Below are 18,628 nucleotides of genomic sequence, written 5' to 3' on the forward strand. Positions count from 1 at the left end.
AGCCTGACAAGCTTATTGCTTCAGGCCGAAAGTGACGCTTCCTCGCCATAGACCTCGGCTAAGATGGCAATGATCGGCCGGTTTGGCTGCAGAGCATGACGCTGTTTGACCTCTTTTGAGAGGCGCGCAAGCTCTGCGCTAGACTTGGCCCACTGTTCCTCGGGAAGGGGTTCGACCACTCATCAAGGCTCGCAGGCAGGGTCTTCTGACCGGCCTTCTGAATGGCGCGGATTTCGTGGGCAAGAGAATCGGCGACAGATAAATAACCTTGCCACCTGGAAAGGACTCAATATCATCAGCCCGGAGGGGCTGGAAGAAAGCAGGGCGCGGCAAGTCCGGTGCCTTCTGACTCATAACTGACGTCCTTGTCGCTTAAAAATGTTTAAGATTCCATTAACTTCTGCTAACAGAGCAATCTCAAATTGATAATCAGAGAAGTACAAGAGGGACCGAATAAGCAACCACCGGTTACGCTATTCAGCTTTACTGAGGGCCAAGAAAAAACATTAGCGGCGCTCAAACAATATCTAAAAACCCTCAACCTAATCAACTTTATACATAATAAATACTTACAAATGAAACTTTTCTTCCACAATCTCAACTTCTGGAAGCCTGCTTTTAAAGAAACTTAATACATTTTCCCGTTCACCTTCCCTGCAATAAATCTCTCTAATACCCTCTGGAATTACTTCATCAAGTTCAGGATGATACCAGGGTATATTTAAGCCAATAATATCTCTTCCCGGGTAAAGGTAGATCTTATCGGTTTTTCGCCAGTCAAGTTCGTCATGACGGCTTCCTCTAGCGATTTCCTGATATCCTTTTGACGAGCCCATCATCCATGCAGCGAAGCCCATTGCCAGTGGGCCAAGGCTAGTAATGATCAGAGAAGGATCCATGATAATGATCACTACCACAATCGGCATTAAGATAATGGCTGACCATTTCAGAAATGGCTTCACGGCATCCATCTGGGGTTTCCAGGAACACTCTTCAGCATGTGTTTCCGTAAAGCGGTAGACAAGGATAGCGGTCTGGTGGGTCATGCTCATGGCAATCAATATGAAAAGTATGAACATCCCCCCACCAATCAAAACGGAAACTAACAACGACTCATCAACAAGGGCCATAAAATACCCCCCCCCCAAACTAATAAGCGCAAATACGACAAACAAAGCATTCGCCGCGGGCGTATCATAATTGCGCGCCCTAATTTGCCAGCTCATTACTGCAGGTTCATCCACATGTTCCCAGGGAATTTGGGCGATATAGTCCTGCTTGGGCTGAATAAACCACATAAACGTATCCTTACTCTTCTGGGGTCATGGGAACCGTGAGTTCAAAACGGGTAGGCGCGCTAACCTCACCGCTCTCTTCAGTATTGGGTTCGATTTCTTTTTTGCCAGAGGCGGCATCGGCTTTATAAAAGGTGTAGTTTGATTGACCTTCGTTTGACGATAGCAATGTTTCGGAATAATCCATCGTGAGGATGAATGAGGTGTTTTCTGCTTGCTCGCTAGCCGGTATCCAGGCCTGCCAAACACGCACATCATCTGTATCATAGTCAGCATCGGCAGGTAGTTCAGCTCCTCGCCCGTCTTGCCGAGAGAAGCTTTGCTCGAAGCTGCCGCCATCTGCCCAGAAACCACTTCGGGCAATCTCGGAAATCTTAACGGTCTCCCCCGCTAGGAAAGCGGGAAAAGCAATCTGCACCCAGAAGCCTTCATGAACATAGTTGATTTTCACTCCATAGTAGGTGCTATGGGATTCGCCAATGTCGATGCCCCCCTTCACGGCAGTTAATTTGACTGAAGGCTGCAACAAGGTTTCCATCAAGGCCCGCCACTCGTTTTTATTGCCCTCGTCACTGTCCTCCCACTGCAGGTCGCCCTTGCCCCAGGTGCTGGTATACAGCCAGCCGCGTACTCCTTCACGCTTGTAGCGGGCAGCGAAATGCGAGGCGATTAGGTGGACAACACCAGCCGCAAATAAAATGCCAGAGACCCAGGGCCCGAGTATCCAGGCGAAGGCGAATGTTCGTCCTAGAATGGCTATTCGACCCCTGATAGCCCCAGCCATCTGAAATCCTGCTGTAATAGTCATAGCGGCGCCAGCAGCTCTTTTGACATGAAGCGCATAAAGTTCGCCACTACTGGTTGCTTCCCTTAACTCTTTGCTTGTCTGCCAAGTATCCAGCCCTGCAGCAATTGCCCCAATGGCCGACAACCCCGCCATACGGGTGGCCAATTTTGCGGCAAGGCGTGCAGCCTGTGCGTTATTCGTTGATGCACTCCATTTAGAAACGCCTGCACCCGCCACCGCCGTCATTTTTCCTGACAGCATGAATTTCTGCTTAGCATATTTATCCCAAAACGGCATTACCCATAGACTCATAACCGCCACCGTGGCAGCCCCCGTCGTTGCCGCTAGTTTGCGCATATCCTCTTCATCCACGCCCTCTTTTTGGGCGGTGCGAGCAGCGTCGATAAAGTTGTAAAGGTTAAGCCCTGCAATTAAGAGCGCCATACCACCGCCTAATTGATCAACCCGACTGGTTAAGTGGCGTTTTGCGGCGCTGGCGCCGCCGATGAGTTTCATGCGGTGCTGTTCGCGCAGTTCATGATAGCCCACGCTGGCAAGATTATTAGTGCTTACTTGGTTACCCAAAGCACGCTGGTCGAGCGAGTTATCCGCAGCCGTTATACGCTTAGGCTCGTTGTACGCATGCTCGAAACGCTGCTGTTCTAGCTGCTCTAACTCTCGGAGATTTGCATGGCGCTCCTGAGCGCTGTAGCCAGCATTCTTGCTGCGTCGCTCAACGTCGCGAATTCTTCCAGTAAGCTCCCAAGCTCTTTCTCGCCATTGGCGGTGCTTGGTTTCGTAGGCGGTATCTATCACCAGTTCCGAAGACGCAATTTCCGGGTGTACCAGAACGACCATCACGGAATGCACTAGCGACCTTGCGGCCTTTTCCAGAGACACCTGCCCTTTGGCACTTAAAGAAGGCAAAAATTGATAGCCAATGGTTTCCCACAGTTTCTTGGAAGAGCCGCTTACCTGCGCTCGAAGTGTATCGAACGCTTCACGTACAGACGGCGCCAGGGCTTGATAAACAGGATGCCTCTGCACCTCGTCCAGCTCGAGAATGCCGATAGCGTCGTTAATTTGCGACACCACGCTGGTGGCCGTTACACCGCTATCGGCGGGCTCTCCATCTTCCGTACCCTGTTCGATGAAATGTTTCGTAATGGTTTCTAAGGCGTCGGCCAGGGCTGGATCGAAATTCAGCATCGAAAAGCCGATCAGCGTATCTTTCGCTTGATAGGTATCATTCAACCAAACACGGCCGGTCTGCGTCCCGCCAAGTGCTTCAATCACCATGCAGCCAAATTCATGAATGGCCTGGTTCTTCTCGGCAACACAGGTATCAATACACAGCTCTTGAGCCGATGTTGGCAGCCGTTCCATCCAAATAATTAAATCCGCGAGGCTGTTTTCCACATGGGCCTGCAAGCGCTCAAGCTGTGGGCCTTTTTCAGTTAAGAAGGCAATAGCGTCATCCAGCCTGACATCAAGACGGGGAAGTTCTTTCCCATGCCACTCTTCATATAGCGGGCTATTGAGACCAGGAGGATTCGGCATGCCGAGTTCAATAAGCTCTTCGCGACGCTGATTGATACGCTGCTCCCTGTGGAGCAACGTATGATCTGATCCGTTAGTCACATTTTTCAAAGCATCGAGTAGTTCACCGGTCTTAACGGTCAGTTCGCGATAACGCTCTGGGTCTTGGCGGATATCATCACTGATCAGTTCATCAATATCGATCAGGCACAGGGCTTTAACGACTTGAGCGGTCTCTAGCTTATGTCCGTGTTCATCCAGAAATGCCTCTAGCTCCATTTCTCGACCGACAAGCGCCATAGTCAGGTCGTTAACGATTCCTAAATCGTCATCAAGCGCTACAAACACCGCTTCGTCGTGATGCTTGATGTCGGCTAATACGCTGTCTTGGCTGATTTCGGGTTTTACTGCAAGTAATTGATAGACCCCTTCTTCGGCACTTTCATCGCCTTCCGTCGCCACATCCCGCTCTACGGTCGAGACGGTAGTGCTCGTGAAGCCACTAACCGCACCATTGGGCGTAATGTCTGCAACATACTCAGCAATCTGAGTTAACGGAGCGGCATGGGTGGAAAGCGATGCGCAATCGCCCACCGTATTTATCGCCGCTATCAAATCGACTGAACGCATAATGCGGTGACGAAAATCTTCGTTTTCCAGCGCATACTCACGAATGCGCTCGGTCCATTGGACGGAGGAGTAGGCTAAGGCGATGGAGGCATAGGTTGGATACGTTAGGTGAGAAGCACCATTGAACGTAGCGCCTTCCACGCGGTATTCGTCAAGTCGTTGCTCTCCCTCTTCCTCCACCCAGACATAGAGCCAGCCGTCTCGCAGTTGTCGAAGCGTGTAGTCGCGGGTTTCGAGTGAAGGGTAATCTGGCCCCTGCCAATCATCGTCAATCGGGTGTGGCGCTGGCGCATCTGCTTCGGTGGGCGCCTCGTCAATGGCGTAACGCACGGGGAAAATATCGATGTCGATAAACAGTGGGCAGACACCGCCACCAAGGGGCGTTTCATCAAAGACGGCATCGCGTGCCTGCGCTTGAGCATCCGTGTTAGCCATCGGCTTCCTCGTCTATAAATAGTGGTTCTTGGGAAAGTGATGCGTGACTCTGCGCGCTTTGAGGGGCGTTAGCGGCCGGGGTGCGGCTCCAAGCATCCAATGCATAAAGCTGATCTTGCCGGGAGAGGCGAGCGTCGTTAGGCGAATGCCGCGCCCAATCGGCATACAAGCCATCGCTCGCGGTCATATAGTCTTCGCCCCAGTTCAAGCTGAGCTCTACCCAGATGGCGAGCTGGCGTTCCGTGCTGACTCCCCACGCGATGGCATCGTCTAAGCGGTCGTCAAGCCATTGACCGCGACCCTCACTCGGAAGACGTTGCCACGCCTCGGCCGCATGCTCGCTAAAGTAATCCGTCAGGCGCTCCTTGAGTTGCCAGCGGGTCACCGCCTCAAGGGCCGTTAGCTGGTCACGCCCCATGGGTGGGAACGTATCTGCCGTCGCTGTCTTCGTTGTCTCTGAGCTCACTTGAGACATAAAGGGCTGCCATGTGATGGGGCGCGGCGCGGCCCAATTAGGCGCCCAGTCCGCCACCCACCACGTATCGATGGGCCCCATGAGCGCCGCCGGAAGGTCATGCCCATAGCTGCTCAACCAGTGCCTAGTGACCAGGGGATCCGCGAAGCGCAGTAGCTGCTCCTGCCCGCCTTCCCCGTTAAACGTCACACATCGAGCCAGGTGATTGCTCAAGTCGCCCGTGCTTGCGGGGCTGCTCAGTAACGAAAGCGAACGATATAGTCTTTCTTCGTTAGCGTAAGCTTCCTCCGCCAGGCCATTGTTTTTAAGACGCACCAGAATTGGCCCCTGCTCAGCCAAAGATGACCAGCGAGTCATCAAGTAGAGGGGCTCGATATCCTCAATGTCATCGCGGCTATATAAGCGCTGGAACGCATTGGGGTAACGAACCCCGTCCACCAATGCATGTGTGATTGCCTGAGGGCGTTCCATCTAGCTATTTCCCTGGTTTGTCTCTTCACAAATCTCACAGCTTGGCGGAGCCTTCAGCAGGGTTTTAAGCTGAGCAGGGCGATTGATAGGCGCAACAGCCTGGTGGCTCTCTGTCTCTGCTTCCATCGGTAATGTCGGCCCCTGCGCCGCTTGCCCGCTGCCCGAGCCGGGGCTGCCGCCGGAGTTGATCTTGACCTGCGGGCCGACGATGGTGACACCGCTGGGGTCGATTTTCAGGAAGCTGCCGCCTGCTTTTAGGGTGATTTCCGCGCCCGCTTCGATCACCACCTTCATGCCCGCTTTGTGATGAACCTCCTGCCCGGCTTCCAACAGCTGAGCCTGGCCGATTTTTTCATGACGGGTGCCGTCGATGATCAGGTGGTCGTCGCCGTCTACCTTCGTGTGGCGATTTTGATGCACCGTGTGGTGATCGTCGTTATCGATCTCGCTGATGCGGTCGTTATGCACCTTGAGGTGGCTGTCGCGGCGGATCTCTTCGGTGCGGTCGTTAAGCGTCAGTAGCTCCAGGTCTTTCTGGGCGTGAAGCCAGATTTGTTCTTCGCCGGCTTCGTCCTCAAAGCGCAGCTCGTTAAAGCCTTCGGCCTTGTGGCTTTGGGTGCGAAGTACCGTGCGGGTCTTGTGTTCCGGCAGCGGGTAAGGCGCGGTGTTGACGGCGTGATAAGTACGCCCGGTGACCAGCGGCTGATCCGGGTCGCCCTCTAAAAACGAGATAATCACTTCATGACCAATACGCGGAATGGCGATGCTACCGTAGCCGCCGCCTGCCCAGCCTTGGGCGACCCGCACCCAGCAGCTGGCGGTGTCATTGGGTTCGGCGTAGCGATCCCAGGGGAACTGGACCTTGACCCGGCCGTGTTCGTCGCAGTGAATCTCTTCGCCTTCCGGGCCGACCACGAAGGCGACCTGGGGGCCATCCACCCGTGGTTTTGGGTTGGGCGTGGCGCGCCAGGGCGCATCGCCGGGAATCAGCGTGACCTGGTTGTGATAGCGGGTCATACCGTTGGCATCGCCCTGTGTGATGCCATCTTCTTCCAGCGCCTGGGGCTGCTCGCCGTGATGGGTGACACTAATCGCCTGCCAGTCGCGGTTGAGGCTGTCGGTATCGTGGTCGGTCAGCGTGAAACGCAGGCCGGGGGCGAGTTCGGGGAGATCACTTTCAGCGCTGGCAGTAATCGCCTCGCGGCGCAGCTGTTCCAGGCGGATGCGGGTAAAGGGCTCGCCGGAGGCGTCCTGCTTGTAGCGTCCGGGGTAGTCGTAGTGTTCGTAATCCACCTGCTGGCCGTGCTGCTCAACGTCGCGGCCCAGATGGTCATGCAGCTGCGCGTAGGTGGGGTTCTTGAAGCTGTAGTCTTTCAGCGTGGCGGATGAACTCGCCACTCGGGCGGTGTGGCTAAGCTTACGCACATGGCGTGTGGGCGCGGTGCCACCCGCGCGACTATGGTAGGTGCGCTCGCCTAGGCTAGTGAGTAGCTGCGGGTCATCGGCAAACACCAGCCGATGGGCGCCGTTGTCACTATCCTCGAACTCATGGAAATAGAACAGGCCTTCTTCGGCGGCCAAACGCTCGATAAAGGCAAGGTCGGTCTCGCGGTACTGCACGCAGTATTCGCGTTCGGGCAAGTCGCGAGTGACCGCAAAAGAGACGTCAGTAATACCCCGCTCGTCGCACAGGGTGTTGATGATGGTGAGCGGGTCGGTCTTCTGGAAAATCCGCGAGTTATTACGCAGCGAGAGCCGCCACATTGCCGGGCGTAACACCAGCGAGTAGAAGGTACGCCGGTGGCCGCGGTCGCCCCGGCCAAATTCGCTGACAATGCCGTGCACCCGGCGCAGCGCTTCGCCGTCCTGCCAGATGGTCAGTGACGCCTCGCGATCCAGCAGTTCGGCGGCGTCCAGATTGCCTTCACGGCTGGCCAGGTTAAGCGCCAGCTCGAAAGGTTGGGAGAGCGCTTCGCGGTGGGTGAAGTCGATCACCGCGATGTCGTCAACGCCAGGTAGCGTCAGGGTGAATTGCAGGCCTGTGCCTATCATCTCAACCTCCCTCTCCTGAGCCAGAACCAATTACCACACCACCACAATCCACCGCGTGGCCCGTCAGTGCTGCGGGTTTACCGTCGATTAAAATACTGCTTGAGCCCTGCGCAATCGCACGTGGATGGGGTGAGTGGTTGGGTTTGTCATGCGGTGCCAGGGGGTCACCCACGCGGGCAACCGGCTTGCCGTCCATCATCACCGTGCCGCTGCCTGCGGTGACCGGTGTCGGTGGAAAACCATCGTGGTCAGTGCCGATATCACCGACGAGTACAAATTTCTGGCCCATTGCGACTACTCCTTTTGCAACCCTGCTTGTTCGTGCTTGTCCCGCTTATTCGTGTTGCTCATTCATCCCAGGTGGCGGGCGCTTCATAGCTGGCGACGTCATAGGCATCCACGTATTGGCGGGTGAACCCCGCTGCCTCAAGGCTATCGATGGCGGATTGGCAAGACACCGGTAGGCGCGCTTGCAGCGGCACGCCATTTAAGCTGCGGCGCACTGCTCTTAATAACCGCGTGCCATGGCCACTGCCTTTCCACTCTTGGCTGATGTAGAAAAAACGCAGTTGCCAGGCGGCCTCATCATCGGGACGGCAGGCAAGCACCATGCCGAGCGGCGGCCCCTCGCCAAGGTGCAGCGCTAGTAAGCGACCCTGCCAATGGGCCACTTGGCCCTCTACTTGCTGCAGCCATAGACCACGGTGCACGGTGAACTCCAGTGCGCGGCGTAACGTTTCCAGCACACTGTTATCGCGAAGCACCCAGGGCGAATGCCCCTTGGCATCCGCTTGGTAGACCGCTTCGATAAACTTATCAATGTCCTCATCGCGTGCCGCTTCAAGCGGGCGGGCGCGTTTAACACCCTGCCGCGCATGCTGCGAAGCGGGCCGCGTATTGCCCGAGCTAAACAGCTGCTTAAGTTTCGTCAGCATCGTTGCCTCGCTCTGCGTATAGCGCTGAGGGGAGTTCAAAGCCCGCGGCCAGTGAGCGCGTAAAGGGATTAGGTGCGCCGTTGGCAAGTAACCGGTAACGCGCTGTACCGCCATCAACATTGAAGCGCAATTCCAACTCGCGCTCGCCAACGTTGGTGATATCGGCCTCATCCAACAAGCGGAACCATGCCCAAGCCCCATCCTGCGTCACACTACGGGGGGAGCGGTTAACCTCACTGGGCACCATGGTGACGCGGCTTTCGTTACCACCACGCAGCGAATTGGGCCATACCATCGACACCCGCTGGCTAGCGCTGTGGGCATACTCGATCAGTTGGCCATCCACACTAATCACGCTACGTCGTTTATCGGGGCTCAGGCTGATGGGTTCGAGGGCAAATTCAACGTCAAGCGCACCGTCGCGGCTGAAGTAAGCACGGCGAATCTGCTCGGCCTGTTCGACCGCGCTGTGCACGCTGTCACGCAATATCGAATTGCCCTCGGCATCCACTAGATGCTCAGGCGCGCCTTCAAGGAAAGGCTCGAGGTTATCTTGATAGAAAGCATCCAGAGTGCCATCAGGCGCGAAGAAATCTTCGAAATCGTTCAGCGAAATTTCCTGGCTTGCATTGGGTGCTAGGGGATAACGTCCGGCTAAACGCTCCTGGTAGGGTGCCACGACATCATCAAGCCATTGGCGCTCAAGATGACGGGTGGCACTAGCCATCATTAACTGCCAGCTTTGATCAGCCAAGTCTTCCAGCATGCTACCCACCGGCTGAGGTGTGTTTTCGGCTATTTTTTCTAGGTTGTTGATGGGGTCGTCACCCCGCAGCGATAAGCGGTCGCGCACGTTCACAAAGGCGGCGCGCCCGGCATCGCTGGACTCTTCAATATCGAGTAAATAATCACGCAGTTCGGTGATCGCTGCCTTAATTTCCTCCAGCGAGGACGGATTATCATCGCGTGCTTCACCAAGCTGATTAAGGGGCGTGAAAGGCTGCTCTATCTCGGCGGCAAGTTCATAACGTGAAGAGTGCTTTAATGCCTCACGCGCTTGCTCATCGCCTTCAGGCAGCTCTGGGTAAAGACTTGTGTTGCGCTCAACCGCCGATAGCAAACGATCCAGCGGTCGCTTGGCACCCACCAGGGCGTCTGCCACCACAATCGCTTGATGAATATCGGGCAAGGGGACCAGTTGCGTATTGCCCAGCGCATCACGCCAACTGACATGGTAATCGCTGACATAATGCTCACGCAGGGCGGTTTGCAACTGCTGTTTATCCGCCTTGCTAAAGTTGATGTCATCCCGCTGGCCCAGCGTCCATGCATCAATGAGCGCAAGCTCCGTGGCGCGCTCTAATTCCTGTAGGAAATAGTCGTCAAAACCATCACGTGTAAGGAGATACGGTAGCGTCACATGTTCTGGATTGTCGTTACGCGCCATGAACACGGTATCGAACAACGTGCCCACGCGCTGGCGCAGATCCAGTGGCTCGCCTTCACGGCTTCCCGCTGCTTTTAGCGCGGCATACACACGCTCATCAATCGGCTGGCGTGACAGCTCTTCTTGTGCAGCATTCAGGCTACCCCTAAGTGGCTCCATGGCCTGCTCGGCACGCTGGCTACCATCAGCGATATGCCCTTCCAGGTCGGTATGGGCCATGGCGTAGTCAAGGTGATCCAGGAGGCGCTCTTGCACTACGCCCTGTTGGGGGAAGTCCCCTTGCCAACGGCGAGCCATGAAGCGCATCACCCGATCGGTTTGACGACCGCTGTCGTCAGACATCATGCGCAGCACGCGCAGCAACGCGAGCTTTTCATTACTGCCCGCCTCGGCGCGGTTCATATCGTCCATGATGCCGATCATCAAGGCGGGTAAGAATTGGTGCTCGAGCATCGCCACATAGGCCCGCTCTACCTGGGCGCCAATGACATGCCCCTGGTACAGCCCCATATCGGCCAGATAGGGCGTGTGGGAGCGGTATTCATCGAAGGTTTCCAGCGCGCTGCGTAAACGGTCAAGCGGCTCGAGTAATTCATAGCCTCTGGGGTCATCACTCCGGAATGCCTCAGGGTCGGTGGCCAGGAACGTTTCTGCACGGGCTTCCACGGCGGCCAAAGAAACGCTGTTTTTCTGATAGAAATGCGTCCAGCCGCCCACCAGGCCAACCCCTATGATCAAGCAGGCCGCCAGGCTAATAGTGCGTGTGCGTCGCCGCTGCTGAGTCACCCTCGCGTTGTCGCCCGCCAGCCCCGCCTCGGGGTAAATAACGTTTTCGAACAGCTCTTCGGTAAAGTAGAGCGCGCTACGCGTCGCCCGGTGGGCCGGCTGAATGCTTTCATCCATACCGTAACGACGAGCGGCCGCATCCACAAAGGGATCTTCGGGAACCCCTTGCTGATAGACCGAGGTGAAGTAGGTACCGCGCACCATGGCCGCCGTTGAGAAACGGTCGCTGGAAAGCGACTCGGTCAAAAAGCCCAGCAGTACATCGCGCAGGCCGGCCAGTTGGCGTACAAAGCGGAACACGGACTCGCGCTCTTCCCGGTCTCGGCATTCCGACAACATAGCGGGCAACTGCTTGTTCAAACGCGCCAGCATTTCGTCGTAGTCAGCCTCGAACTCAGCTTCCCATTTTCCGGGGGTATCCATCGAGTCAGGCGTAAACGTAAAACCAAGTGGCGCTTTGCGTGCCGCTCGGGAGTAATGCCGGAAAAAGTCGTCAAAGCCGTGCAGCAAATCCATTTTGCTGAAAGTGACATACACCGGCAGTCGCGTGCCGTGGCGCTCCATCAGTTCACGCAGCCGGCTGCGCAGCAATGCCGCATAGGCTTTGCGTACCGCGACCTGGGCATTGCTTAAACGGGCGAGATCCAGCACCAGGACGACACCATCCAGTGGCCGCTGGGCGCGATTACGTTCTAACCATTCAACAAAGTGGTCCCACAATCGGCTTTGCTGCGCTTGAGGCTCACCGCCTTCCATCGCGCCCTGGGTCAGTAACTCTCCATCAGGGTCGATCAGTACCGCTTTGTCACCGATCCACCAGTCAAAGCCAAGCTGCCCCTGCTTGGTGCTTTGCCCGGACGCTTTCATCACGTGGGTCAACGCAAAGTTCTGGCCAGAACGATTAATCAGGCTGGTTTTGCCAGCATTCTCAACCCCCATAACCAGGTACCAGGGCAAGCGATATCGACTATTATCGCCCCCGCCCAGGTTGGCGGTAATTTCACTCAGGACGTTGTTGAGAGCGGCCTCTTGACGTTCGACCTGAAGCATAATCGGGTCTTGTTGGCGCGCTTCTTCCTGCTGGCGTTCGTCATCCAACGACCGTAAACGCCGCGCAAGACGAACACCCCAGATGACGACCACGAGGGTCACGACAGCCAACGTCGCTAGCAAGCGGTTGGACAGCGCTGCCAGGGGCGTTATACCGGCGACCTCCCATCGCGGTCCTAGCCACCAAATGGCAATCACTAACGCCACTAACAGTAGCGCCCAAAGCAGGGTGGTAAGGCGTAACAGCCCTTTTGCTTTATTGCCCTTGGCCTTCGCACTATTGTGTGCTGTTTGTGCTCTTGATAGGCCCGGCACCCAGCGGCTCAGCTTTGATGTTAACGTTGACCACATTAGCCTTTATCCCTCGTCCCTTGTATTAACGACATTGTCAGTGCGATGCTTTGAGTGCGATTTCTAGCCGCGAGACCAGCGTCGGCTCCCACTGCTCAAGCGCTAGCGCCGTTACCGTCTGATGAAGCGTTCGGTAATGGTGCTGAGCCAGACTTTCCAGTCCTGCCTCGTGTAATAGGTCCGCGCTGGCCAAGCGCCAATAGGCGCTATCGCGTGGCGAGCGGGCACCGCTTAAGCCTTGATCGAGCACCTTTAATGCGGCCCCAACATCACCCTCTGCCATGGCGTCGCGCGCCTCTTCCAGACCGGCTTGCCAAGCGTCTCCCCCACCGCCAGCCGCTCCCGTGCCTTGCGTATTGCTGAATAACCAGCGTTTTGTTTCGTCATCGACAAACGCCACTCCGTTATTAAACGCCAGGGCGTCAATACCCGATAACCGCTCCACAAAGCGTTGGGTTTCCTCGCGGATCGCCTCGGCACAGCGTGAGTGCCCTAACTGTTTTGCAAGCCCCGCGCTTAACCGGTGGCCCTCCAACCAATAGGGGCTTAACGTCAAACTATTCTCTATGCGCTCCCACAGGTCGTGATCGCCTCCTCGCGCGAGCGCTTCGCGATAATCGGCGATCCGGTCGGCTGACACAGGCGCCAGCTCGGTTTTGCCGCTCTCCTTCGCATTGGGGAGCGCCTGAATTGCCCCCCAAATCGCAAAACGTCGCAGCCGATAGGCCAGCGGTTCGCCGGGGGATTGCTCGACCAGAAAATCGGCCATCTTGAGCAAGCTTTGCCGGTTGGAGCGCTCATTTCCGGCTTCCATCCGCAGCTCAGGCGCTTTGGCCGAGGTCGCTGAGGATATCGTCGTCGCTGATTGGGTTGCGTTGGTCCGATCAGCCACCGAGCTTTCCGGCGGCGATTTCTCGGCGACGGAAGGTGCTGCAGCCGGACGCTGGGCAAGCAATTGCCGGCCCAGTTCATCTAACGTCTTTTCAGGCAATGCGTTGGCGGCGGCTTGCTGCTGAAGCTCGTCAAGCGATGCTTGGCAAGCGTCAAACTCATCCTCTGCATTGTGAAAATCGACCGCCGACACTAACTTCACGCTGCGTTGGATAAACTGCTGAAACAACCGGGCGCGCAGTTTGGCACCCTTGCTGCCCGCGAACGGGTAGGCCTGGGACCACCAGGGCTGGCCCACGCTGCGGGCAAGCAGGCGTAGCGAAAGCGCAAAACGCACGCCATTTCCACCGTGTTGCAGGCAATGCACTAAATGCCCCAACACCTTTAGATCCTTGCCTTTTTCGCTCAGCATGCGCACGGCCAGCATTTCGGCGGTATCCCAATCAACGTGGGCGTGCTGCAGCGAGCCTATCTTCATCATCTCTTCATCAAGCGCCAGATAGTCGTTGGTGTCTTCCAACGGCTCGCCGACCGGGTGCCCCGCATCGTTAACATCAAGCGGCGCCAATACGGGCGTTAGATGAGCTTCAACGGTGATGCGCATGGGTGACTCCTTTACCAGCGGCACGCATCGCGCAGTGGTTGAATATCCTCACGAAGGCCGGATACATCAAAGCGCAGACCATCCAGCGCGCTTACATCACTGCGTAGCGTAATTTCGTCAGCACTAAGCAATTGACGAAGCGTGTCGATGGCAGGTAACCCACGGCCACCACTCACTATCTGCCCGCCGTCACGGACGCGCCACTGCTGATCGATGGATCTCCCATCGCCCGTCAGTTCGAGTTCCACGCGTGCGGTATCGATCGGGAGCGGCATGTGCAGTTGGAATCGGGTAATCATTTTTTCACAGGCCACCACCATGATGGGCCGGGGCGGCGTTGTGCCTAACGCGGGTACACTGATCAATACGTCACTGCCCGTTTCGCGCATGACCAACCCCATTTCGTCACCGGAGCGACCGGCCTCTTGCCTTTCAATGGCATGCCATAACGCGGGCAGTTCGTGGGTGTCGACGCTTGAATTTGGCGTTTGAAAAAGCGCGTCGTAACAGTGCAGGCGCTCTAAACGAGAGGTCTCCTCAGCACATGTCTGAGCACTTTCCAGCAACGCTGCGCGCCCTTCTGCCCGTGAGGAATGGCTTAATAGCGTCAACAGCACCAGCAAACCACCGGCTAAGACGTGGCGTTTTAACAACATCGTGTTCATTTGGTATCCAGTTCTAACAGCTGGCATTTATGGGCCAAGGTTCGCTTAGGCAGGCCGAGGCTCTCAGCCACTTGGGCACGATTTCCCCCGAACCGCCGCAAGCGCTGACGAATAATGGCGGACTCGACATCGCGCAGGGCTTGGCGAAGATCATCAATGTCATCGGGTAGCGCAAACCCAGCGTCTTCGGCCGACACCGACGAGGCTTGCTCATTGGGTGTTTGCTCACCTGGCAACAGGTAAGCGTCGATATCGGCCCCCTGAGGCGTCATGGCACAGGCATAATCGATCACGTTTTTTAGCTCGCGGACGTTGCCTGGGTAATCACGGCGATACAGAAGGCGCAGTGCGGCGGGGGTAATGCCCATTTCGTCACGTGCTTCACGCTCACAAAAGTCGGTAATAAAGGACTGCGCCAGCATGGCGATGTCGTCGCGGCGTTCGGAAAGGGGCGGCAACGCCAGAGGGAACTGGCCTAACCGGTAGTAAAGGTCTGCGCGAAACTGCCGATCACGGATCTGCTCGCGTAGCGGCTGATGGGTAGCGGCCACCAAACGCAAATCAGCACAGCGCTCTTCACTTGCCCCCAGCGGGCGGTAACGACCACTTTCCAGCACGCGCAATAGCTTGGCTTGCAGGGCTAGCGGCATATCGCCAATTTCATCAAGAAATAACGTGCCGCCATCCGCCTGGCGGATCAGCCCTTCGCGGGCCTGATCCGCCCCCGAGAATGCGCCTTTGGCATGGCCAAACAGCTCCGACTCAAGCAGCGCTTCGGGAATCGCGGCACAGTTAATCGCCATGAAGGGGCCTTTCGAGCGGGCCGACAATTGATGAATAGCCCGTGCCACCCGGTCTTTACCCGTACCGGTTTCACCTTGTAGCAGTACCGCCAGGTTCGTTTCGGCCGCACGTACAACATGCCGACGCAATGCTTGCATGGCCGATGAATGCCCCAGCAGTTCGTCGCCCAACTGGTCGGCTAGCGCTTGGCGACGCGCGTCGTCGTTAAGCTTTGCGAGCGAATCCTGCAGCACGCGGGAGCGTTGACGTTCGCCCTGTTCGCGCGCCAGCCGCGCCCATAGCCGACATAGCAGCGCGTCAAACGCGGCCATGCCGGGGTCGTCTGCAAGCTGGGAAAGCCGGGTTTGGGTACTCACCAACAGCATTACCCCCAGCCATTCCCGCTCTGCGTCCGCCGCCCGCAGTGGACGAATGTGCAGATACAGACTTGCCCCCATCGCCGCTACCTGTTGCTGGAAAGTGGCATGATCGAGACGCGTCCGCGCATCCGCGACACTTAACGTTAGTGCCTTGCCACTGCGAATAACGTGGGCATAGGGATGATTAAAATCGCTGCAATCAAACTGCCCGTCATCACCATCACGGCCTAGCCAACGGCCGCTGCCTTCTATATAAAGGCATTCGGCCAATGCTAATCCCAGATGGCGTTGTAAGAGTTGCGCGGCTCGCGGGCGCAACTCCGACGTTGAGCGGCTTTCCACTAGGGTTAACGCCAACGGCATGGCCGCCAGTTCAGCTGAAAGCGCGGTACTTTCAGCTGATGGGGTATCGGCAGCAGGCAGCATCATGGTGTTACGCCACCTCCGCAGTGAAATTGCCGTGCTCGGGGTCAACGCCCAATACGACGCTTGCCACGCTTTCACGACGCGCCATGCGCTCCAACAGTGCGCGGGAGAGCGGCGGGAGTAACTCGCCATCAATCACCGACTCGAGCATACGCGCGCCATTTTCACTGCGGGTTGCTCGCGTACAGATCGCCTCAACCAGCGCATCATCCAGCACAACACTCGCCTGGCGGTGGCGCTCGCGAATGCGTGTGGCTAGCGTCGTGAGCTTGGCGTTGACGATCTCGCGTAGTGTGTCGCCAGCCAGCGGCAAATAAGGCACGACTTCCATGCGCGCCAGCAACGCGGGCTTGAAGAAGCCGGCAAGCACCGGGTAAAGCGCGTCGTCCAGCGCCGTGGGGTTATCGCCATGAGCCACGATGGCTTCATAGCCAAGGTTGGAAGTCAGGAAGAAGACCACGTTCTTGCAGTCGATCAGCCTGCCTTCGCCGTCCGCCAGCTCCCCTTTATCAAAGGCCTGATAGAAGAGGTTCAGCACATCCGGGTGGGCTTTTTCCACTTCATCCAGCAGGACGACCGAGTAAGGACGCTGGCGAATCGCCTCCGTCAATAACCCACCCTCGCCAAATCCCACATAGCCGGGCGGCGAGCCGATCAGGCGAGACACCGTATGCTTTTCCTGGTATTCGGACATATTGATGGTGGTGAGAAACTGGCGGCCGCCATACAGTTGGTCAGCGATCTGCACCACGGTTTCGGTTTTTCCGACCCCGCTGGGGCCGACCAGCAAGAACGCGCCCAGTGGCCGCCCGGGGCGACGCAGATCCGCACGGGCTGTCAGCAAGTGACGGTGAATACGTTCAATGGCGTCGTCCTGCCCCTGGATGGATTCGCCCAGGTGCGTGGGCAACTCAGTGAGCCGCGTCAGTTCATCGCTGGTCATGCGCTCAACCTGCACCCCGGTCCAATCGCCGATCACCTGGGCAATTTGCGCCTCTTCAACGCTGGGGGTCACCAGGGTATGCGTCTGCTGAAGACGGGCTAGCTGCTGTTCACGCTCCGCCAACTCAGCGTGTTGGGAAGCAGCAAGCGCGTCTGGTGCATGACTATCGGATTCCAGCAGTTGGCGATGCAGACCAACGATGGCATCCACGCACTCACGCTGCTCACGCCAAGCCGCCTCCAGCGTGGCAAGCTCATCGTCAAGGCGGGCAAGATGTTCGTCGAGTGTCTGTCGACGCGTTGCGTCGACGTCACGGCCCAACAATGCTTCACGGGCGAGCTGATCGCGTTCACGAAGTGCTGCGGTATGCTCGCTTTGCAAATGACTCAGCTTTCGCGGCGGTGTATCAAGCGTTTGCGCCAAGCGTGTGCAGGCGGTATCCAGCACGTCGATAGCTTTATCCGGCAGTTGCCGACCGGCCAGATAGCGGGCTGACAACGCCGCTGCCGCTCTTAGACCACTGTCGCCAATCAGTACGCCGTGAGCTTGTTCATAGACATCACGTAAGCCGCGAAGAATCACCAGAGCCTGGTCAACGCTGGGCTCGGATAGCGTAACGGGCTGGAAGCGCCGCGAGAGTGCCGGGTCTTTTTCGAAGTACTTTTTGTACTCCCGCCAGGTGGTCGCCGCAATGGTGCGCAGTTCCCCACGCGCCAAGGCCGGCTTGAGCAAGTTGGCCGCATCACCGCCCCCTTCCTGGTTGCCAGCACCAATCAAGGTATGGGCTTCATCAATAAATAACAGGGTGGGACGCGGCGCATTTTTGACTTCGTCAATGACGGCTTTAAGTCGCTTCTCAAACTCGCCTTTGACCGCCGCGCCGGCTTGCAGGGCCCCCAGATCTAGAGTGAGCAGTTCGACATCAGCAAGCGCAGCGGGGACTTGGCCGGCCACAATGCGTGATGCCAAGCCTTCCACGACGGCGCTTTTTCCGACCCCGGCATCACCAATCACGATGGGGTTGTTTTTGCGCCGACGTCCCAAAATATCCAGCATTTGGTCGATCTCAGGATCGCGCCCCAGTACAGGGTCGAGCGTGCCTTGACGCGCCTGCTCGGTGAGCGACGTGGCAAAACGCGCAAGCGCGCTGTCGTCAGTGCCAGCATGCGCTTGGCGCGTGTTACCCGTGGCCTCTTCTTGAGGAGCTTCCGCTGAATGTGCGGTTATCGGGTCAAGATGACGACGCAGATTTTCCCGGTTAATGTCGGCCAACAAACGCACCGCACCTGCTCCCAAGTAGCGTTCCGGATTATGCAGCAACGCGATAAATACCGCCCCACTTCGCAGCGTGCGGTGCTGATACTCAGTGGAGGCGAGTAACCATGCATCCTGAAGCAGCTCGATCAACAGCGGTGAAAAGCTAGGCGTGGCCACGTCCAACTCGCGGGGTGGGCGTGTTTCTTCTGCCAATTGCGCACGCAACGGCGCGATATCTATATCCAGGTGTTCACAAATGGAACGCACATCGCATAGCGGCTGATCCAGCATGGCTTGCAACAAGTGCCCAACGGTAACCTCAGGCGCCTGTTGCTGTGCACACAGCAGTGCCGCTTGCTCTAACCCTTGGCGAGCAATGGTATTAAGACGGCCAATGAGCGCTGTTAGCTCTACCCTGAGCATGGT

12 protein-coding genes are annotated in these 18,628 nt (G+C 57.0%); all 12 read right to left on the reverse strand.

The features are described from left to right. Nucleotides 1–20: 20 nt before the first annotated feature. The 12 genes from CPH17_RS19950 to tssH all read right to left on the reverse strand — a co-directional run bounded on the left by CPH17_RS19950 (nt 21) and on the right by tssH (nt 18,625). Nucleotides 21–179: a hypothetical protein gene (locus tag CPH17_RS19950; protein WP_197703523.1), complete on the reverse strand. Its 159-nt coding sequence runs from the start codon at nt 177–179 to the stop codon at nt 21–23. 390 nt (nt 180–569) lie between these two features. After that, nucleotides 570–1,298, reverse strand: coding sequence for a hypothetical protein (locus tag CPH17_RS10025; RefSeq protein WP_096299345.1), 729 nt, complete (start codon nt 1,296–1,298; stop codon nt 570–572). 10 nt (nt 1,299–1,308) lie between these two features. Next, a complete protein-coding gene (locus CPH17_RS10030; RefSeq protein WP_096299347.1) occupies nt 1,309–4,686 on the reverse strand; it encodes a T6SS effector BTH_I2691 family protein in 3,378 nt (1,125 codons plus the stop codon). Beyond that, nucleotides 4,679–5,632, reverse strand: coding sequence for a DUF4123 domain-containing protein (locus CPH17_RS10035; RefSeq protein ID WP_096299349.1), 954 nt, complete (start codon nt 5,630–5,632; stop codon nt 4,679–4,681). Before CPH17_RS10035 ends, CPH17_RS10030 begins: the two co-directional genes overlap by 8 nt. Continuing rightward, nucleotides 5,633–7,684: a type VI secretion system Vgr family protein gene (locus tag CPH17_RS10040; protein WP_096299351.1), complete on the reverse strand. Its 2,052-nt coding sequence runs from the start codon at nt 7,682–7,684 to the stop codon at nt 5,633–5,635. A 1-nt stretch (nt 7,685) separates the two neighbouring features. Further along, nucleotides 7,686–7,973 (reverse strand): type VI secretion system PAAR protein, encoded by a 288-nt coding sequence (locus CPH17_RS10045; protein ID WP_074397601.1) that lies wholly within the window; start codon nt 7,971–7,973, stop codon nt 7,686–7,688. Between the two features lie 58 nt (nt 7,974–8,031). Then, nucleotides 8,032–8,619, reverse strand: coding sequence for a GNAT family N-acetyltransferase (locus tag CPH17_RS10050; RefSeq protein ID WP_096299353.1), 588 nt, complete (start codon nt 8,617–8,619; stop codon nt 8,032–8,034). Continuing rightward, nucleotides 8,603–12,253, reverse strand: coding sequence for a type VI secretion system membrane subunit TssM (gene tssM, locus CPH17_RS10055; RefSeq protein WP_096299356.1), 3,651 nt, complete (start codon nt 12,251–12,253; stop codon nt 8,603–8,605). The genes CPH17_RS10050 and tssM overlap by 17 nt, the downstream gene beginning before the upstream one ends. A 37-nt stretch (nt 12,254–12,290) precedes the next feature. Next, nucleotides 12,291–13,748 (reverse strand): type VI secretion system protein TssA, encoded by a 1,458-nt coding sequence (gene tssA / locus CPH17_RS10060; protein ID WP_096299358.1) that lies wholly within the window; start codon nt 13,746–13,748, stop codon nt 12,291–12,293. Nucleotides 13,749–13,759: 11 nt separating this feature from the next. Beyond that, nucleotides 13,760–14,413, reverse strand: a complete 654-nt coding sequence (vasI, locus tag CPH17_RS10065) for a type VI secretion system-associated protein VasI (protein ID WP_096299360.1) — start codon at nt 14,411–14,413, stop codon at nt 13,760–13,762. Beyond that, nucleotides 14,410–16,005, reverse strand: coding sequence for a sigma-54 interaction domain-containing protein (locus CPH17_RS10070; RefSeq protein WP_096299362.1), 1,596 nt, complete (start codon nt 16,003–16,005; stop codon nt 14,410–14,412). The genes vasI and CPH17_RS10070 overlap by 4 nt, the downstream gene beginning before the upstream one ends. 4 nt (nt 16,006–16,009) lie before the next feature. Continuing rightward, entirely contained in the window at nt 16,010–18,625 is a 2,616-nt protein-coding gene (tssH, locus tag CPH17_RS10075) for a type VI secretion system ATPase TssH (RefSeq protein WP_096299364.1), read from the reverse strand. Between the last annotated feature and the right edge of the window lie 3 nt (nt 18,626–18,628).

The organism is Halomonas sp. hl-4, from assembly GCF_900215475.1.
In the GTDB taxonomy this organism is placed as follows: Bacteria; Pseudomonadota; Gammaproteobacteria; order Pseudomonadales; family Halomonadaceae; genus Vreelandella.

What these genes read in the sequence shown, in the direction of transcription:
- CPH17_RS10045 (WP_074397601.1), bottom strand. Translation starts at nt 7,973, where the DNA reads ATGGGCCAGAAATTTGTACTCGTCGGTGATATCGGCACTGACCACGAT.
- CPH17_RS10050 (WP_096299353.1), bottom strand. Translation starts at nt 8,619, where the DNA reads ATGCTGACGAAACTTAAGCAGCTGTTTAGCTCGGGCAATACGCGGCCC.
- CPH17_RS10030 (WP_096299347.1), bottom strand. Translation starts at nt 4,686, where the DNA reads ATGGCTAACACGGATGCTCAAGCGCAGGCACGCGATGCCGTCTTTGAT.
- vasI (WP_096299360.1), bottom strand. Translation starts at nt 14,413, where the DNA reads ATGAACACGATGTTGTTAAAACGCCACGTCTTAGCCGGTGGTTTGCTG.
- CPH17_RS10070 (WP_096299362.1), bottom strand. Translation starts at nt 16,005, where the DNA reads ATGATGCTGCCTGCTGCCGATACCCCATCAGCTGAAAGTACCGCGCTT.
- tssA (WP_096299358.1), bottom strand. Translation starts at nt 13,748, where the DNA reads ATGCGCATCACCGTTGAAGCTCATCTAACGCCCGTATTGGCGCCGCTT.
- CPH17_RS10035 (WP_096299349.1), bottom strand. Translation starts at nt 5,632, where the DNA reads ATGGAACGCCCTCAGGCAATCACACATGCATTGGTGGACGGGGTTCGT.
- CPH17_RS10025 (WP_096299345.1), bottom strand. Translation starts at nt 1,298, where the DNA reads ATGTGGTTTATTCAGCCCAAGCAGGACTATATCGCCCAAATTCCCTGG.
- tssM (WP_096299356.1), bottom strand. Translation starts at nt 12,253, where the DNA reads ATGTGGTCAACGTTAACATCAAAGCTGAGCCGCTGGGTGCCGGGCCTA.
- CPH17_RS10040 (WP_096299351.1), bottom strand. Translation starts at nt 7,684, where the DNA reads ATGATAGGCACAGGCCTGCAATTCACCCTGACGCTACCTGGCGTTGAC.
- tssH (WP_096299364.1), bottom strand. Translation starts at nt 18,625, where the DNA reads ATGCTCAGGGTAGAGCTAACAGCGCTCATTGGCCGTCTTAATACCATT.